Source organism: Streptomyces sp. MS06, assembly GCF_047200655.1.
Taxonomy (GTDB): Bacteria; Actinomycetota; Actinomycetes; order Streptomycetales; family Streptomycetaceae; genus Streptomyces.
Map to the genome: position 1 here is coordinate 1 of NZ_JBJZOJ010000026.1, position 17,085 is coordinate 17,085.

The window sequence follows — 17,085 nt, forward strand, 5'->3', positions numbered from 1 at the left end:
AAGGAGAAGGAGGAGGAAAAAAAAAAAAAGGGGGGGGGGGGGGGGTCCCCCCCCCCCCCCCCCCCTCCACGCGCGTCAGTACGAATACCGCACGGGGGCCTCACAGTCCTGACCCAGGGGAGGAAGACAGCCATGGCCGGGAGCCGACACCCACGTCGAGGCCGCCGCACCACCATCGCCGCCGCCGTCACCGCCGCGATCCTCACCACCGCCGGCCTCGCCACCGGCTGCGACGCCGTCGACCGGACCCTCGACTGCGTCCGGACCGCCGACACCATCGCCGACAGCGTCACCCGGCTCCAACAGGCAGTGGAGAACACCTCCGGCGACCCCCGCCGGATCAACACCACCCTCGACACCATAGACACCGACCTCGACCGCATCCGCGACCAGACCGACGACGCCGACGTGGAAAACGCCGTCACCGACCTCCGCACCGCCGTCGACCACGTCCGCACCGACGTCGACAACGGCGACACCAGCCCCGACCTCGGCCCGGTCACCGACGCCGCCGGCGAACTCACCAAGGTCTGCACACCGTGACGCCCCGACCGACCACCGACGCCGTGACGAGCGCCCGCCGGCCACCGACGCCGTGACGAGCGCCCACCGACCGCCGACGCCGTGACGAGCGACAACCGGCCGCCGGGATACTGGACACCATGACCCGCCTGATCCTCGCCACCCGCAACGCCGGAAAGGTCACCGAGCTGAGGGCCATCCTCGCCGAAGCCGGCCTCCCGCACGACCTGGTCGGCGCCGACGCCTACCCCGACATCCCCGACGTCAAGGAGACCGGCGTCACCTTCGCCGAGAACGCCCTGCTCAAAGCACACGCCCTCGCCCGGGCAACCGGCCTGCCCGCCGTCGCCGACGACTCCGGACTCTGCGTGGACGTCCTCGGCGGCGCCCCCGGCGTCTTCTCCGCCCGCTGGGCCGGCCGCCACGGCGACGACCAAGCCAACCTGCAACTCCTGCTGGCCCAGCTCGCCGACATCGCCGAGGAACACCGCACGGCCCACTTCGCCTGCGCCGCGGCACTCGCCCTCCCCGACGGCACCCACCGCGTGGTCGAAGGCCGACTGAACGGCGTCCTGCGGCACGCCCCCACCGGGACCAACGGCTTCGGCTACGACCCGATCCTCCAGCCCGACGGCGAGAGCCGCACCTGCGCCGAACTGGCCCCCGAGGAGAAGAACGCGATCAGCCACCGAGGCAAGGCCTTCCGCGCCCTGGCCCCGGCGGTCAGGGAACTGCTGGGCTGACGCGAGCAAAGGGCCTGACGCCCTGTATGCCAAGGCGTCAGGCCCCTGGATCTCGTGGGCCCGGTGGGACTCGAACCCACGACACACCGGATCTAAACCGGCGCCCTCTCGGCCTGCTGGGGTACGGGCCCGCAGCGCCGTCTACTGTACCGGCCCATGTAACGGCAGCGTGCGGTGAGCTCCACGAGCATAGGTCTCCGTCTGGCTGTGGCAGGACGGGCAGAGATACCGGAGGTTGCCCCGACGGTTGTCCAGCCGATCCCCATTGATGTGATCGATCTCCAGGACCAGGCGCCTTCCCCGCCAGATGTCGTCGATGCCGCACTCGGCGCAGACGCGGGGCACACCCTGCTCGTCGAGGGCGCGCCGCAGGAGTGCGGTCTTGGTGCGGTTCGACCCCGGCTTCCGTCGGCTCAGGATCTGGTCGGGTGACTTCCGGTGCGGAGATGCGGCGCCGCGAGAGTGCCCCTGCCCCGTGAAGTGAGCCGTGGAGATGCTGTGGGCCTCCAGAGTGCGGCTGATCCGGGCACGGGCGGCGCGGTTCGTCTCGCGGTAGCCGAGCCTCCTGAGCAGCCCGGCGACGCTGGTGACCTGGGCTGCCGCCGAGGCGAGGGCATCCGGGGCGATGTCTTCGAGGCTCCGTCTGCGATCGCGGAGGAAATGCGATGTGTCGATGCCGAATTGGTCCAGCCGCTTCCTGACCAGGCTGTAGGGGCAGTCCTCGGGAGGGTGTCCCATGTAGTCGAACATCTCACGGATGCTGTGCGACCGGGCCGCGGCTTCTTCCAGCAGTTCACGGGTGTAGGAGCGCCTCTGCCGGGGCGGGAGCGGCTCCTCGACGAAGTGCGCGACGTCGATGCCGTAATGCTCGAGCCTGCGACGCAGGTAGCGTTGCGGAGCGCAGCCCAACGGGGTTCCCAGCCGCCGCATGAGATCCACCATGCTCGTGGAGACGGCCGCCGTCTTCGTCAGGACGTCCCGGGAGTAGTTCGTCGTTCTCACGCCACCCTCCGCTTCCCGCGTCCCCGGTACGTATCAGTCGTGGCATGGCAGTTGGGGCACAGTAGTCGCAGGTTCTCCCGCCGGTTGTCCCACCATTCACCACTGATGTGGTCGACCTCCAGGCGGAGTGGTTTGCCGTTCCACTCCGGGCCGATGCCGCAGGCCGCGCAGGCTTCGGGGACCCCGGCACGACTGAGTTCACGCAGCAGCCGCTTGCCGGGGACCCTGCCGTCCTCGGGACTACGCAGCCCGAGCAGAGGGCCGAGCGATCCCTTCGGACGTCCCCTGGTCGTTGACGTGAAGTGGGAGGTGTCGATTCCGAGTGCGACGACACGGCGACCGATGTGCGCCTGGTTGCCCCCGACCTGGCTGACGCCGAGGCGGCGAACAACGTCCTTGATGCTGGTCGAGGCCGCCACGGCCGCGCGCAGCCGCTCTTCCGAGTGGCGGACCTGGTTCGAGGTGAGATGCGAGATGTCCACACCTGCCTCGGCCATCTTCTTCCGCAGGTAGCGCCTGCTGCTTGGAGTCGGTGTGCCACCGCACCAACGGACAGCATCGTCGATGTGCTGCGTCTCGTGCGCTGCTTGCCTCAGCAGTTCGCGGGTGTATGTGCCACGCATGTCCCCTCCGCCCCGGCCGCGTGTTCGCTGCCCGTACGGAGTAACGATCCGGTCGTCGCGTGGTCACGCCGGGGTGCGGCGCGGCCCGCGCCGGGGTCCGGGGGTTCCGGGTTCCGGTGCGGGCCGTTCGGGTGACCGCGGGGCGCGGGTGGTGGGGCGGGGCTCAGATACCGAGGTCCTTGATGATCTTGGCTACGTGGCCGGTCGCCCGGACGTTGTAGAGGGCGCGTTCGACCTTGCCGTCCTCGTCGACGACGACGGTGGAGCGGATGACGCCCAGGTACGTCTTGCCGTAGTTCTTCTTCTCGCCGTAGGCGCCGTAGGCCTCGGTGACCGTCTTGTCCGGGTCGGCGAGGAGGGTGACCCTGAGGTTCTCCTTCTCACGGAACTTCGCCAGCTTCTCCGGCTTGTCGGGGGAGACGCCGATGACGTCGTACCCGGCGCCGGCCAGCAGGTCCAGGTTGTCCGTGAAGTCGCAGGCCTGTTTGGTGCAGCCCGGGGTGAGGGCCGCGGGGTAGAAGTAGACGATGACCTTGCGGCCCTTGTGGTCGGCCAGGGACACCTCGTTGCCGTCGGCGTCGGGCAGGGTGAAGGCGGGGGCCACGTCCCCGGGCTGGAGTCGCTCGCTCATCGATCCAGCGTAACCGGGGGTCCTGGCCGTGCGGCGGCGGGCGGAACTGACAGACTGTCCAGAACAAGCATCAGGAGACTTCGGAGGCCGTACGGTGGCGGACACGTCGGACAGGGCGGACACCAGAAACCCGGCGCAGATCGAGGCGGACATCAGGCGCCGCCGTGAAGTGCTGGCCGAGACGCTCGACGAGATCGGGGTGCGGGTGCATCCGAAGACGCTCGTCGGGGATGCCAAGGCCAGGGCGGTGGCCAACCTCGATCACACGGTCGGCCGGGCGTACGTCCAGGTGAATCGGGTGGTCACGCAGGTGAAGGGGCAGTTCCTCGACGAGGAGGGGTCGCCCCGGATGGAGCGGGTGGTGCCCGCCGCGCTGCTCGCGGTCGGTGTCGTCGGGCTCCTCGTCGCGGGCTCCCGCAGGCGCCGGCGCTGACCCGGACGCGTACGGATCGGCTCCGGGCAGGTAGGTTCGGTGGCGTGAGCGCCAACAGAAACGAGCACAGTGCCCAGCACGACAAGCTGCCCATCCGGATGCTGCACGACCGCGTCCTCGTCCGCCAGGACACCAGCGAGGGCGAGCGGCGTTCCGGCGGCGGCATCCTGATCCCGGCGACCGCGGCCGTGGGCCGCAGGCTGGCGTGGGCCGTGGTGGTGGCCGTGGGGCAGAACGTGCGGACCGTGGAGCCGGGCGACCGGGTGCTGTTCGATCCGGAGGACCGGGCCGAGGTCGAGGTGCGCGGTGTCGCGTACGTGCTGATGCGCGAGCGGGATCTGCACGCGGTGGCCGCGGACCGGTTCGAGGGTTCGCAGGACTCGACCGGCCTCTATCTCTGATTCCGGGGTACGCAGGGGGCTGGTGGCCGCGGCCGCTGGCCCCCCTCGGCTTTCGGTACCTCCTCGCCGGTTCGCACGCTCGCCGGGTTCGCGTGCCTGCCCGTTCGCCCGGTGGCCGGTGTGCAGGTTTGCCGGTTTGCCGGTTTGCTTGCCGGGTCGGCCCTGGTTGAGGGGGTGCGGTCCGCCGGGTCAGCGACTCAGGGGCGGGCCTCCGGTGGTGGTGCCGGTGCCGGTGCCGTCGCCCCTGTCGTCGCTGCCTCCGCCCTCGGCTCCGCCGTTGGTGGTGGTGCCGCTGTCCGCTCCGCCGGTGACGGTGTTCTGGCCGATGCCTCCGGCCCCGCCGGTCCCGCCCGGGCCCGTCCCGTCGCCGTTCGCGGTGGTGCCGTCGCCGCCGGTGGTGCCGCCCGCGCGGCCCGGTGTCCGCCCGCCGGCGGTACCTCCGGCGTTCCGGCCTCCGGTGTCCCGGCCTCCGGCGTTCCGGCCTCCGGCGTTCCGGCCTCCGGTGTCCCGGCCTCCGGCGGTGGAACCGGTCGCGCCGCCCCCGTCGCCGTCCCCGATCCCGTCGCCGTCGCGGGTGCCGTCGGTGTGGCCGGTGCCGGGCCGGTGCGGTGCGGGTTCGGTGTCGGGCGCCTCGGGCAGGTCGGCGCCTTCCTGGAGTTCGAGGTCGAATTCGGTGACCGGCTGGTCCCTGAGTGCCTCCCGGGTGAACCGGGCCCAGATCTCGGTGGGTGCGCCGCCGCCGTTGATGCGGGGCAGCCCGAGCGCGGTCCGCAGGGAGACGTGCTGCGCGGTGTCCGGGTCCTGGCCCATCACCGAGACGACCGCGGCGAGTTCGGGGGTGTAGCCGGCGAACCAGGCGGCCGTGTCCTCCTCGGCGGTGCCGGTCTTGCCGGCGGCGGGGCGGCCCGCGGCCTGCGCGGCGGTCGCGGTGCCGCTCTCCACGACGGTCCGGAGCATCGACGTGGTGGTGTCGGCGGCCTCCCGGCTGACGGCCTGGGTCTCCTCGCCGAGCGGCAGCGGGATCCGGGTGCCGTTCCTGCTGACCTTCTCGATCATCGTGTAGGTGCCGTGCCGGCCGTGGTTGGCGAGGGTCGCGTACGCCTCGGCCATGTCGAGGACGCCGGCGGTGGCGGTGCCCAGGGCGATGGACGGGTAGGGGTGCAGGTCCTCGGTGTCGGCGGGGATGCCGAGGTCGATCGCGGTCTGCTTGACCCGTGCCGGGCCGACGTCGACGGCCATCTGGGCGTAGACGGCGTTGACGGACTTCTCGGTGGCGGTGCGGACGGTGATGTCGCCGTAGGAGACGCCGTCCTCGTTCTCCGGGTGGTAGGGGGAGCCGTTCCAGCCCTCGACGTAGCGGCTGCTGGTGCCGTCGTAGCGGGTGTTCGGGGTGATGGGGCGGCCGTCCTGGGTGGTTGAGCCGTTCTGCACGGCCGCGGCGAACACGAACGGTTTGAAGGTGGAGCCGACCTGGAAGTCGCCTCGGGTGGCGTTGTTCGTGTACTGCTTGACGTAGTCGACGCCGCCGTACATGGCCACGACCTTGCCGGTTCTGGGGTCGACGGCGGCGCCGCCGGCGCGGACGTCCCTGTCGCGCGGGTGCCTGGCGGGGTCCAGTCGGGACATCAGCCGGTCGTCGACGGCGGAGACGAACGCGTCCTGCTTGCTCTTCTGCAGGGTGGTGGTGATGCGGTAGCCGCCGGTGCCCAGGGCGTCGGCGTCGACGATCCGGTGGTCCGCCAGGTAGTCGTCGATCGCGTCGACGAGGTAGCCGCGCTGCCCGGACAGGCCGGTGGGCACGGTGGCCTGCCGTGGTGCGGGGAAGGTGAGTCCCGCGCGCTGGGCGGGGCTGAGCCAGTCCTCCTTGACCATGCCGTCGAGGACGTAGTTCCAGCGGGCCTCGGCGGTGGCCCGGTTCTCCGGGTGGGCGACGACGTCGTACTCGCTGGGCGCGTTCAGCAGGGAGGCGAGGTAGGCGCCCTGGGCGGCGGTCAGGTCGATGGCGTCGACGCCGTAGTAGGCGTGCGCGGCCGCCTGGATGCCGTAGGAGCTGCGGCCGAAGAAGCTGGTGTTGAGGTAGCCCTGCAGGATGTCGTCCTTGCTCTTCTCGCGGTCCAGTTTGATCGCGATGAAGAACTCCTTCACCTTGCGGGTGACGGTCTGCTCCTGGCCCAGGTAGTAGTTCTTGACGTACTGCTGGGTGATGGTGGAGCCGGACTGCTTGCCCTTGCCGGTGGCGGTCTTCCAGCCGGCGCGGACCATGGCCTTGGGGTCGACCGCGGACTCGGTGTAGAAGTCGCGGTCCTCGGCGGCGAGGACGGCGTGCCGGGCGTCGAGGGAGATCCGGGAGAGGGGGACGTTCTCCCGGTTGACCTCGCCGGAGCGGGCGATCTCGGTGCCGTCGGCGTACAGGTACACGTTGGCCTGCTTGGTCGCGAGCGCGTTGGCCGGCGGGATCTGGACCAGTGAGTAGCCGAGGAAGAACAGGCCGATGAGCAGCAGCGCGCCGGCGAGGAGGGTGCCGAGTACCGTCCGCCAGCCGGGGATCAGCCGGCGCCAGCCGGTGCGCCGGGGCCGCACGGTCTTCTTCTTGCCGCTCTCCGCCGCGTCTTCGGTCGGCGGCTGCGGCTGCGGCTGGTCGCTCATGTCGCGCTCGGACTCCTGATTCGCCTCGTACGTTCCGTACGTCCCCGTACGCCTGGTGTGCCCCCTGTCGAAGACTCTCGCACCCCGCGTTCCGTTCCCTGCCGCGGCACGCGTCGGCGGCGGAAAAGGCGTGGCGGTCGCGGTGCGGCGGGGGCTAGGCTCCTGCGCTTCGGTGCCATGGTGCGGGGGAGGCGGTGGCGGGTGGGTGCGGGGCGGTTGTACGCGGCCGTTGCGGCGGGGTATTTCCGCCGGTATGCGACGTATCGTGCGGCGACGGCGGCCGGGGTGTTCACCAACACCGTCTTCGGGGTGGTGCTGGTGTACGTCTACCTCGCCCTGTGGGACCAGCGTCCGCACCTGGGCGGCTACGACCGGGGGCAGGCGGTCGCGTACGTCTGGCTGGGCCAGGCGATGCTGTCCACGCTCGCGATCGGTGGGGGCGGTGTGGAGGAGGAGCTGATGGAGCGCATCCGCACCGGCGACGTGGCGATCGACCTGTACCGGCCGGCCGATCTGCAGTTGTGGTGGCTCGCGGCCGATCTGGGCCGTTCCCTCTTCCAGTTGCTGGGCCGGGGGGTGGTGCCGTTCGCGCTCGGTGCGCTGTTCTTCCGGGCCGCGCTGCCCGCGTCGGCGGGGACCTGGGCGGCCTTCCTGGTGGCGGTGCTGCTGTCGATGGTGGTCGGGTTCGGGATCCGCTACCTGGTGGCGCTGTGCACGTTCTGGCTGATGGACGGTGCCGGGGTGGCGCAGATGGCGTGGATCCTGGGCTTCTTCTGCTCGGGGATGCTGCTGCCGCTGAACGTGTTCCCGGGCCTGTTGGGGCGGGTCGTGCGGGTGCTGCCGTGGTCGTCGCTGCTGCAGGCGCCGGCGGACGTGCTGCTGGGGCATGCCGACGTGTGGCGGACGTACGCGTTCCAGGCGGCCTGGGCGGTGGCCCTGCTGGCCGCGGGGCGGTTGTTGCAGGGTGCGGCGGCGCGCAGGGTGGTGGTGCAGGGTGGCTGAGGCGGTGTCCCGCGGGGCCGGGGTTTCGCGGGTGAGGTCGGGGCTGCGGGCGTACCTGCTGATCGCCGGGATGTGGGTCCGGTCCGCGATGGCGTACCGGACGTCGTTCGTGCTGACGGCGGTGGGCAACTTCCTCGCGACGGGGCTGGACTTCGTGGCGATCCTGCTGATGTTCTCCCGGGTGGAGGTGCTCGGCGGGTACGACCTGCCGCAGGTGGCGTTCCTCTACGGGCTGTCCGGGACGGCGTTCGGGCTGGCGGATCTGGCGATCGGTTCCATGGACCGGCTGGGCCGGCGGGTGCGGGACGGCACGCTGGACACGCTGCTGGTGCGTCCGGCGCCGGTGCTGGCGCAGATGGCGGCCGACCGGTTCGGGTTGCGCCGGCTGGGCCGGATCGCGCAGGGGGTGGTGGTGCTGGGCTGGTCGCTGTCGGCGCTGGACGTGGTGTGGACGGTGCCGAAGCTGCTGCTGATGCCGGTGGTGGTGGCCTCCGGTGCGGTGATCTTCGGTGCGGTGTTCGTGGCGGGGGCGGCGTTCCAGTTCGTGGCGCAGGACGCCTCGGAGGTGCAGAACGCGTTCACCTACGGCGGTACGACGCTGCTGCAGTACCCGCCGACGCTGTTCGCTCGGGAGGTGGTGCGCGGGGTGGTGTTCGTGCTGCCGCTGGCCTTCGTGAACTGGCTGCCGGCGAGCTATGTCCTGGGGGTGCCGATGCCGCTGGGGCTGCCGGAGTGGGTGGCGTTCGCGTCGCCCGCGGTGGCGGCGGCCTGCTGGGTGCCGGCTGGTCTGGCGTGGCGGGCGGGGCTGCGCGCCTATCGGAGCACGGGGAGTTGACGACGGTGGTGGCGGGTGGTGGCGCGGGTGCGCCGTTCATCGAGCTGGAGCGGGTGGAGAAGGTCTTCGAGGTGCGCCGCAGGGCCGGTTTCCTGCGGCGGGAGCGGCGGCGGGTGCGGGCCGTGGACTCGCTGTCCTTCACGGTGGGGCGCGGGGAGATGGTGGGCTACATCGGTCCGAACGGTGCCGGGAAGTCCACGACCGTGAAGATGCTGACGGGCATCCTGACGCCGAGCGGCGGCAGGTTGCGGGTGGCGGGCATCGATCCGGCGCGGGAGCGGGTCCGGCTCGCGCACCGGATCGGGGTGGTGTTCGGTCAGCGCACGACGCTGTGGTGGGATCTGCCGCTGATCGACTCGTACCGGCTGATGCGCCGCATGTACCGCATCCCCGAGGCGCGGTACCGGGAGAACCTGGACCGGCTGGTGGAACGGCTGGGGTTGGGGGGCCTGCTGGAGACGCCGGTGCGGCAGTTGTCGCTGGGGCAGCGGATGCGGGGCGACATCGCCGCGGCGCTGCTGCACGATCCGGAGGTGCTCTACCTGGACGAGCCGACGATCGGGCTGGACGTGGTGTCCAAGTCCCGGGTGCGCGACTTCCTGCGGGAGTTGAACGCGGAGCGGGCCGTGACGGTGCTGCTGACCACGCACGACCTGCAGGACATCGAGCAGTTGTGCAGCCGGGTGATGGTCATCGACCAGGGCCGGCTGGTGTACGACGGCGCGCTCGCGGGTCTGCACCGGGCGGGGGAGGCCGAGCGGATCCTGGTCGTCGATCTGGAGCGGGAGTCGCCGCCGATCGAGGTGCCGGCGCCGGCCCGGGTGGTGCGGGTGGAGGGGCCGCGGCAGTGGTTGGCGTTCCCGGCGTCGGAGTCGGCTGCGCCGCTGGTGGCGCGGATCGCGCGGGACTGCCCGCTGGTGGACCTGTCCGTGCGGGAGCCGGACATCGAGGCGGTGATCGCGCGGATGTACACCGACCGGGCGAGCGCGTAGTGCAAGCGGGCGGCGGGCGGCGGGCGGCGGGCGGCGGGCGGCGGGGGCGGCCGTCAGGTAGGGGTGTGCGGTGCCGGTCCGGTGGGGGTCGTGCGGTGCCGGTCCGGTGGGGCTGTGCGGTGCCGGTCGGTGGCGGATCGGCAGGCCGCGTAGTGCGCGGCGCTGCGGACTCGTAGGCTGCTGCCCATGAGCGACGACGCAGAGCCGGAACTGGAACTCCGTGCCTCCGACGCCGACCGCGAGCGTGTCGCGGGGGTCCTCCGCGACGCCGTCGCCGACGGGCGGCTGGACATGGCCGAGTTCGATGAGCGGCTGGAATCCGCCTACCGGGCGCGTACCTACGGTGAGCTGGCGCCGCTGACGCGGGATCTGCCCGATCCCGGCCGGCAGCGGGTTTCGATGACCAAGGAGCCTGCTGCCGCGGGGGGTTGGGCGGAACGGATCGTCGGTGGTGAGGGGACGTCCTCGGGAGGTGTCGCCCTGATGTCCGGGTTCCAGCGCCGGGGGCGCTGGACGGTGCCGAGGCGGTTCACCTGCTTCGCGCTGATGGGCGGTGGGCAGATCGACCTGCGGGAGGCGAACTTCGCGGCCCGCGAGGTCGTGATCAACTGTGTGGCGATCATGGGCGGGGTGCAAATCACGGTACCGCCGGGGGTGGAGGTCGTCGTCGGCGGTGTGGGCGTGATGGGCGGCTTCGACGACAGCGAGCCGGAGGCGCCGGTCGATCCCGGCGCGCCGCGGGTGGTCGTCAACGGCTTCGCCTTCTGGGGCGGGGTCGATGTGGAGCGGAAGCTTCCGCGGGCCGACAAGCGCCGGCTCAAGGAGGAGCGGCGCCGGGAGCTGGAGGAACGCGAGGAGCGGCGGCGGGGGGATTAGCCGTGCCGGCGGCCGGCGGGGAGGAGGCGCGGGCGGCGGTGGCGGAGGCGGCGACGCGTCCGCGGCGTGGGTCGCCCGCACGATACGGCCGTACGGTCCGCCCGCGCGGGCCTCAGAGCGCTGCCGGTGCCCTCCCGCGCAGGACGGCCGGGTCGAACACCTCGCCCATCCTGCGGTAGCCGCTGTCGCTGGGGTGCAGGTGGTCGCCGTGGTCGTAGGCGGGAAGCAGCCTGTGCGGGTCGTCGGGGTCGCGCAGTGCCCGGTCGAAGTCGACCACCGCGTCGAAGACGCCGCCCGCCCGGATCGCGGCGTTGATCCGCAGGCGGGCCTCTTCCCGGGGGCCGGTGTAGTCGGCGTGGCCCCCGAACGGCATGATCGTCGCCCCGACGGCGCGCAGCCCCCGGGCGTGTGCCCGCCGGACCAGGGTGCGCAGCCCGCTGAGGACGGTTTCCGGCGCGGGGGGCGGTGAGGCGCGCAGCAGGTCGTTGACGCCGAGGACGATGACGACGGCCCGTGCGTTGCTGCGGCCGAGGACGTCCCGGTCGAACCGGGTCAGGGCGCTGGGGTTGTCCGGGGGGTGCCCGGGCCCGTCGGTGAGGACGCGGTTGCCGCTGACGCCCTCGTTGGCGACGCCGTAGCGGTGCGCTCGCCCGTCGGCGCCGGTGGAGGTGCGCAGCCGCCGCGCCAGGACGTCGGTCCAGCGCCGGTTGGTGTCCGGGGTGGCGGTGAGGCCGTCGGTGATGGAGTCGCCGAGGACGACGACGGTGCCGTCCGCGCCGCCGCTGAGGACGTCCAGCGCGGTGAGGTAGCGCCAGTGGTCGGTGGTGCGGGTGTAGGCGGCGGCGGTGGTGTCCGCGGTGCGGTCACCGTCGGCGAGGTAGGAGGTCTGGCGGGCGTCGCGGTGGTAGGTGACGGGGCCGGAGGAGGTGGGGGAGTAGGTGGTGACCAGCATGTCCGTGTCGGGTGGGACGGGCAGCGGCGCGGGGTCGCTGACGGCCTGCTGCCCGGCGGGGATGACGACGCGTGCGGCGCCGTGGAAGGTGACGGGGCGCAGGGTCGCCGGGTCCGCCGCGGCGGTGGCGCTGCCGGCGGCCTCGGCGACGGTGGCGTGGCTGATCACCAGGGGGCGGGTGCCGTAGAGGTTGGACAGGGTGATGCGGGCGCTCGTCCCGCCGATGCCGGTGTGCACGACGTTGCGCACCGAGCGGCCGGCCGTACCGGTGGTGGCGGTGCCGGGTTCGGGGCCGGACGGGGCGGCGGCCCAGGAGCTGACCCACCGGCCGGTGGACGCGGGGGCGGCGGTGCCGTGCGGTGCCGCGCCGGGCGGTCGGGCGCCGTCGCGGGTGCCGCCCAGGAGGGTGGCGGCCGCGTACAGCGCGGCGGACACGCTCAGCACGAGGGCGAAGAGTGCGGCGAGCAGAACCCGGCCGTGCGCCTTGGTCATGCGGTGCGTGTCCCCTCGGTCGGGGAGCGGGAGGCTCCGGAGCCGACGCCCCGATCATGTCAGAAGCGGTTGCCGGGGGCGGCGGGAACCTTCTTTCCGTCCCGGGAGTAGGTCATGGCGGGGAAGAAGGGCACCGGAAAAGGACAATGGGTGCGGGACCAGGCGATCGGAGGGAGCCGATGGAGCGGGCGAAGCAGGGCGGGACGGGCACCGGGGCCGGAGCCGCGGCCGGGACGGGTGCTCGGGGTGCCGCGCGGGCCATGACCGCGTTCACCCCCGCCGACGAGGCGAGGCGCCGCGGCGTGCGCCGGATGAAGCTCACGGCGACCGGTCTGCTGCTCGGCGTGGCCCTGGTGTACGTCCTCGCCGAGTGGGGCCGGCACGCCGGCGCGGGTACCTGGGCGGCGTACGTGGCCGCTGCCGCCGAGGCCGGCATGGTCGGCGCGCTCGCCGACTGGTTCGCGGTCACCGCTCTCTTCCGCCGCCCTCTCGGCCTGCCCATCCCGCACACCGCGATCATCCCCACCAAGAAGGACCAGCTGGGTGTCTCGCTGGGGGAGTTCGTCGGGGAGAACTTCCTGTCCGAGGCCGTCGTGCGGCAGCGGTTGCGCGCCGTCGGCATCGGCAGCCGGCTCGGCGCGTGGCTGGCCGAGCCGGAGCACGCCGACCGGGTCACGGCGGAGCTGTCGACCGCGCTGCGGGGGGCCCTGGCCGTGCTGCGCGACTCCGACGTGCAGGCGGTCGTCGGGGAGGCGGTGACCCGCCGGGCGAACGCCCGGGAGATCGGGCCCGGCCTCGGCAAGATGCTGGAGAAGGTCGTCGCGGACGGCGGCCACCGGCGGGTCGTGGACCTGGTGGTCGGCCGGGCCCACGACTGGCTGGTCCTGCACTCCGACTCGGTGATGGACGCCGTCCAGGGCGGCGCTCCCGGCTGGACGCCGCGGTTCGTCGACCGGAAGGTCGGTGAGCGGGTGTACCGGGAACTGCTGCGCTTCTGCGCGGAGATGCGGGACATGCCCTCCCATCCGGCGCGCGGAGCCCTGGACCGCTTCCTCACCGACTTCGCCGCCGATCTCCAGTCCGACACCGAGACCCGGGCGCGGATCGAACGGCTCAAGGGGGAGGTGCTCGGCCGCGGAGAGGTCCAGGACCTCATCGCCTCCGCCTGGACCGCCGTCCGCTCCATGATCGTCTCCGCGGCGGGCGACGAGCGCAGCGAACTGCGGCTGCGGGTCCGGTCCTCCCTGCTGTCGCTGGGCTCCCGGATGGCGCAGGAGCCGAAGATGCAGGGCAAGGTCGACGCCTGGGTGGAGGGCGCGGCCGTGCACGTCGTGACCACCTACCGCCGGGAGATCACCTCGCTGATCACCGACACGGTGGCGGGCTGGGACGCGGAGCACACGACCCGCAAGATCGAGGCCCACATCGGCCGTGATCTGCAGTTCATCCGGATCAACGGCACGGTGGTCGGCTCGCTGGCCGGACTGCTGATCTACGCCGTGTCCCAGGCGCTGGGGGCGTGAGCCGGCGGTCGTACGGGCCCGGGCGCGGTGCGCGCGCCGCCCTCCGGGGCCCTGGCTCGTGGCCGGCAGCAGCGCCCCCGGTCGCCGGAGCCGCCCGCACGATCACCACGGACCTCCCGGGGCGCCCGGACCGCCGCCGTGCTGCCGCGGTGGCGGCCTTCCTCGCGGTCCGGGAGGTCAGGCCCTGCGGTCGGCGACGGCCCAGGACGCGAGGGCCACGGCCGAGGTGACCCCGAGGACGGCCGGCCAGGCGCCCACCTTCCGGGCCAGCGGGTGCGATCCGGCGAAGGCGGCGAGGTACGCGCCCGTCAACGCGGCCGCCGCCGGACCGCCCGCCTGCCGTCGCCACTGCTGCGCCGCGGTTGCCCCCGCGGCTGCGAGCACCACCCCGCCGAGCTGCCGCCTCCCCGTCCACCGGGCCACGCCGTACCCGCCGACGAGCCCGCTCGCCGCGACCACCGTGCTGGGAACCCCGGCCATGTCGGCCTCCTTCTGCCTTCCGAGCGGATCCGGCGCGCGCCGCGGAACCGGCACGCGCCTCCACCCCGGAGGCTATCGCTCGGCACCTTCGGCGCGGACTCCGCCGGGGCCGCGCGGCACCGGCGTCATCGGCAGCGGTCCGGTGGCCAGCGCGGCCCGGGGAACGGGGCGCACCCGTGTCCCCGGCCGGGGGACCAGCCGCAGGCGTGCGGCGACGGCCGCCACCACCAGGGTCGCCTCCACCAGGCCGAAGTCGTCGCCGATGCACTTGCGGCTGCCCGCCCCGAACGGGACCAGCGCACCGCGCGGCACCGAGCGTGCCCGCTCGGGCAGCCACCGGTCGGGGTCGAAGCGCTCCGGATCGGGGAACGACGCCGGATCGCGGCCGAGCGAGTAGGGGCTGAACAGCACCAGCGTGCCGGGCGGCAACCGGCGACCCACGAGTTCGGCCTCCCCGGTGGTGACGCGGGTCAGCAGCCAGGCCGGCGGATACAACCGCAGTACCTCGGTCAGGACGCGCCGGGTGAAGTCCAGGCGCGGCACGTCCTCCAGGCCGGGGGACCGGCCGCCGAGCACCGTGTCCACCTCCTCGTGCAGCCGCCGTTCCGCCTCCGGATTCGCGCTCAGGCAGTGGAACGCCCAGCCGAGGGCGGAGGCGGTGGTCTCGGTGCCGCCCAGCAGCACCGTCATGACCTGGTCGTGGATCTCCTCGTCGGTCAGGTCCGCCAGGAGCGAGAGCAGGTCGCCGCGGTCCTCCCCCGAGGCGAGGTGGTCCCGCACGGCCCGGCCGATCACGGCGCGCATCCGCACCCGCGCCCGGGTGAAGCGCCGGTTCTCCGGGGTGGGCAGCAGGTCCGTCCATCCGAGCGGCGCGACCATCCGCCGGTACAGGCCCTCGGTGAACACCGGCAGCAGCCGCTGCACCTCCGCGACGGCGCGGTCGTCGATCTGCCCGGAGAACAGTGTGCGGACCGTGATCCGCGCGGTCAGCGAGCGCAGCGCCTCACCGACGTCCAGCGCGGTGCCGGCCCGCCAGGAGCCGAGCATGCTCTCGATCTCCTCGCTCATCAGCGCGGCGTAGCCGTCCATCCGGTCGGCTCGGAACGCGGGCTGCATCAGCCGCCGGTGCCGCCGGTGCTCCTCCCAGGGCGAGGAGACCAGCCCGTTGCCGGTGAGCAGCCGCAGCTTGTCGAAGAGCGGGCCGCCCTTGTCGAAGAGGCGAGCCTGGTGCAGGACCTGCAGCACGACCTCCGGGTGGCAGGCCAGGTAGGCGCGACGCGGGCCGAGACGGACCTCCACCAGGTCCCCGTGGGCGGGCAGCGAGGCGAGGAAGTCCAGCGGGCTGTTGCGCAGCCGGAGTGCGTGGCCGAGCAGGGGGAGCCCGCCGGGTGCGACGCCCGTGGTGGCGGGGCGGGGCCGCGTGCTGGCCTCGGGCGCCGCCGTCACCGCGCCACCTCCCGCGAACCGGCCGGCACGGCCTCCGGCCGGTCCGGCCGCTCCCCGCCTGTGCCGCCCGTACCGCCCGTACCGCCCGTGCCGCCCGTGCCGCCCGTGCCGGACTCCCCGTCGGCGCCGGACGGGTGGGGTGCTTCGCCCGTGTCGCGGGGGTGGGGCCGGAAGCGGGCGACGGGGGCGGTGAGGCTGAGCCACCCCGAGGTGGTGCCGTCCCACACGTAGCCGTCACCGAAGTAGCGCGGGGTGAGGTACTCGAACTCCTGGCTGCCGCCGATCAGATGGTCGAGGGCGTCCAGGTACGTCAGCACGTCCGCGTCGGCGCCGAGCGGACCCGTGCGGATCGCGTCCCGGGCGGCGACATAGGCCCTCTCGTGGTGCTCGATCTTCCGGCAGAGTGCGTCCACCGCCTGCTGGAGGCCGAGGCCGTCGTGGCGGCGCAGCACCCGGACGGCGTTCAGGGAGTCCCGCAGCGCGTACTCCCGCCGCCAGGAAAGCACGTCGTTGACGAGGATCAACTGCCTTACGGCGTGCGCGTGCAGCACGGTGAACTCGGGTGTGCCGGTCCGCTCGGTCATGTCGATGCCATGCGCGTACTCGGTGAGCAGCAGCATGAACGCGAAGCCGAAGCTGTCGCTGCGCAGCGACAGGTAGGTGTCGAGGTCCGGCACCGTCCCGGTCAACCGGTAGGGCAGCTCGGCGGCGGCTCCGCGCAGGAAGACCTCGAGACTGGACCGGAACCGCCCGGTCTGGGCCGAGGGCAGCGCGGTGCCGATCCGCTGCCACAGGTCGGAGGCCGCCCGCGCGTACGGTGCCGCCGCCGCGGTGCCGGTGCCGGTACCGGCGTTGGTCTCCGTGCCGGTGCCCGTGCCCGTGCCGGTGCCTGAGCCCGTGCCCGTGCCTGAGCCCGTGCCCGTGGCGGTGTCGGCGCCGAAGTCGGCGAGGATGCGCTCGAAGGTCTCGCGGACCTGCCGGTGGCCGACCCCCGGCGCCGACCGGTCCGCCGTCGCGTCGTCCACGACGGTCACGAAGTGGTAGAAGTCCGCTATGTTCTGCGCGCGTTCCTCGGTGGTGGTGGGCACGGTGAGCGGCCCGTAGAAGCCGTTGCGCTGCCGCAGGAAGGCCAGCAGGGCCTCCTCGCCGGCGAAGCAGTCCGAGAGGAAGCGGCGCACCCAGCGGTTGGACTGGAACTCGATCTGGGCGGCCTTCGGGTGATAGGCGAACGGCAGCAGCCGGGGCAGTTCGGGCAGGTGGAACTCCTCGGCGTCCTCCGCGCGGTCGCGGTTCGCGGCGACCGGTGCCGTGTCGACCAGGGTGAGCCCGCCCGCCGAGGTGCCGCGGGCGGGTTTCGCACTGTGGTCCGTCGCATTGCCGTACACAACGCACTCCTCTGTCTCGGGAACGGCTTCGGAACGTCCTGCGGAACGTCCTCCGCCCTTCGGAACGTCATCGTGAACGCCCTCGCGCATCGCCCTTCGGG

Annotated in this window: 17 protein-coding genes and 1 tRNA gene; 9 read left to right on the forward strand and 9 right to left on the reverse strand. The window is 72.9% G+C overall.

Going from position 1 to position 17,085, the window contains the following annotated elements; genetic code table 11:
- Window positions 1-132: 132 nt before the first annotated feature.
- Complete coding sequence (locus tag ACL02U_RS16110; RefSeq protein WP_412791518.1) at window positions 133-543, forward strand: hypothetical protein; 411 nt, start codon at window positions 133-135, stop codon at window positions 541-543.
- Between the two features lie 119 nt (window positions 544-662).
- Entirely contained in the window at window positions 663-1,265 is a 603-nt protein-coding gene (rdgB, locus tag ACL02U_RS16115) for an RdgB/HAM1 family non-canonical purine NTP pyrophosphatase (RefSeq protein ID WP_412791519.1), read from the forward strand.
- A 55-nt stretch (window positions 1,266-1,320) separates the two neighbouring features.
- Here rdgB and ACL02U_RS16120 read toward each other — a convergent pair.
- The 4 genes from ACL02U_RS16120 to bcp all read right to left on the reverse strand — a co-directional run bounded on the left by ACL02U_RS16120 (window position 1,321) and on the right by bcp (window position 3,521).
- Window positions 1,321-1,396, reverse strand: a tRNA-Leu gene (locus ACL02U_RS16120).
- Window positions 1,397-1,406: 10 nt separating this feature from the next.
- The gene (locus ACL02U_RS16125) at window positions 1,407-2,207 is read right to left on the reverse strand and encodes an HNH endonuclease (protein WP_412791598.1); all 801 of its coding nucleotides are present in this window, start codon (window positions 2,205-2,207) and stop codon (window positions 1,407-1,409) included.
- 56 nt (window positions 2,208-2,263) lie between these two features.
- Window positions 2,264-2,890 carry an HNH endonuclease gene (locus ACL02U_RS16130; protein ID WP_412791520.1) on the reverse strand — a complete coding sequence of 209 codons (627 nt, stop codon included), beginning with the start codon at window positions 2,888-2,890 and terminating at the stop codon, window positions 2,264-2,266.
- Between the two features lie 163 nt (window positions 2,891-3,053).
- Complete coding sequence (gene bcp, locus ACL02U_RS16135) at window positions 3,054-3,521, reverse strand: thioredoxin-dependent thiol peroxidase (protein ID WP_412791521.1); 468 nt, start codon at window positions 3,519-3,521, stop codon at window positions 3,054-3,056.
- 94 nt (window positions 3,522-3,615) lie between these two features.
- Here bcp and ACL02U_RS16140 point away from each other — a divergent pair, with 94 nt between their 5' ends.
- The gene (locus tag ACL02U_RS16140; protein WP_412791522.1) at window positions 3,616-3,954 is read left to right on the forward strand and encodes a DUF3618 domain-containing protein; all 339 of its coding nucleotides are present in this window, start codon (window positions 3,616-3,618) and stop codon (window positions 3,952-3,954) included.
- Window positions 3,955-3,998: 44 nt separating this feature from the next.
- A complete protein-coding gene (locus ACL02U_RS16145) occupies window positions 3,999-4,355 on the forward strand; it encodes a GroES family chaperonin (RefSeq protein ID WP_412791523.1) in 357 nt (118 codons plus the stop codon).
- Window positions 4,356-4,544: 189 nt separating this feature from the next.
- Here ACL02U_RS16145 and ACL02U_RS16150 read toward each other — a convergent pair whose 3' ends face one another.
- Window positions 4,545-7,001, reverse strand: coding sequence for a transglycosylase domain-containing protein (locus tag ACL02U_RS16150; RefSeq protein WP_412791524.1), 2,457 nt, complete (start codon window positions 6,999-7,001; stop codon window positions 4,545-4,547).
- A gap of 177 nt (window positions 7,002-7,178) precedes the next feature.
- Between ACL02U_RS16150 and ACL02U_RS16155 the strand changes: the two genes are divergently transcribed.
- The 4 genes from ACL02U_RS16155 (at window position 7,179) to ACL02U_RS16170 (ending at window position 10,706) form a co-directional block, all read left to right on the forward strand.
- Window positions 7,179-8,003, forward strand: a complete 825-nt coding sequence (locus ACL02U_RS16155; protein WP_412791525.1) for an ABC transporter permease — start codon at window positions 7,179-7,181, stop codon at window positions 8,001-8,003.
- Complete coding sequence (locus ACL02U_RS16160) at window positions 7,996-8,838, forward strand: ABC transporter permease (RefSeq protein WP_412791526.1); 843 nt, start codon at window positions 7,996-7,998, stop codon at window positions 8,836-8,838. The genes ACL02U_RS16155 and ACL02U_RS16160 overlap by 8 nt, the downstream gene beginning before the upstream one ends.
- Window positions 8,835-9,830, forward strand: coding sequence for an ATP-binding cassette domain-containing protein (locus ACL02U_RS16165; RefSeq protein WP_412791527.1), 996 nt, complete (start codon window positions 8,835-8,837; stop codon window positions 9,828-9,830). The genes ACL02U_RS16160 and ACL02U_RS16165 overlap by 4 nt, the downstream gene beginning before the upstream one ends.
- Window positions 9,831-10,016: 186 nt before the next feature.
- Window positions 10,017-10,706, forward strand: coding sequence for a DUF1707 SHOCT-like domain-containing protein (locus ACL02U_RS16170; protein ID WP_412791528.1), 690 nt, complete (start codon window positions 10,017-10,019; stop codon window positions 10,704-10,706).
- 112 nt (window positions 10,707-10,818) lie between these two features.
- On the opposite strand, the gene ACL02U_RS16175 is transcribed toward ACL02U_RS16170, so the two are convergent.
- Window positions 10,819-12,150: an SGNH/GDSL hydrolase family protein gene (locus ACL02U_RS16175; RefSeq protein ID WP_412791529.1), complete on the reverse strand. Its 1,332-nt coding sequence runs from the start codon at window positions 12,148-12,150 to the stop codon at window positions 10,819-10,821.
- A 146-nt stretch (window positions 12,151-12,296) separates the two neighbouring features.
- Between ACL02U_RS16175 and ACL02U_RS16180 the strand changes: the two genes are divergently transcribed.
- The gene (locus ACL02U_RS16180) at window positions 12,297-13,673 is read left to right on the forward strand and encodes a DUF445 domain-containing protein (protein ID WP_412791530.1); all 1,377 of its coding nucleotides are present in this window, start codon (window positions 12,297-12,299) and stop codon (window positions 13,671-13,673) included.
- A gap of 177 nt (window positions 13,674-13,850) precedes the next feature.
- Here the strand turns inward: ACL02U_RS16180 and ACL02U_RS16185 are convergent, their stop codons facing one another.
- The 3 genes from ACL02U_RS16185 to ACL02U_RS16195 form a co-directional block, all read right to left on the reverse strand.
- Entirely contained in the window at window positions 13,851-14,153 is a 303-nt protein-coding gene (locus ACL02U_RS16185) for a hypothetical protein (RefSeq protein ID WP_412791531.1), read from the reverse strand.
- 72 nt (window positions 14,154-14,225) lie between these two features.
- Complete coding sequence (locus tag ACL02U_RS16190; RefSeq protein ID WP_412791532.1) at window positions 14,226-15,599, reverse strand: cytochrome P450; 1,374 nt, start codon at window positions 15,597-15,599, stop codon at window positions 14,226-14,228.
- On the reverse strand, window positions 15,596-16,984 hold the full coding sequence (locus ACL02U_RS16195) for a terpene synthase family protein (protein WP_412791533.1): 1,389 nt from the start codon (window positions 16,982-16,984) through the stop codon (window positions 15,596-15,598). The genes ACL02U_RS16190 and ACL02U_RS16195 overlap by 4 nt, the downstream gene beginning before the upstream one ends.
- Between the last annotated feature and the right edge of the window lie 101 nt (window positions 16,985-17,085).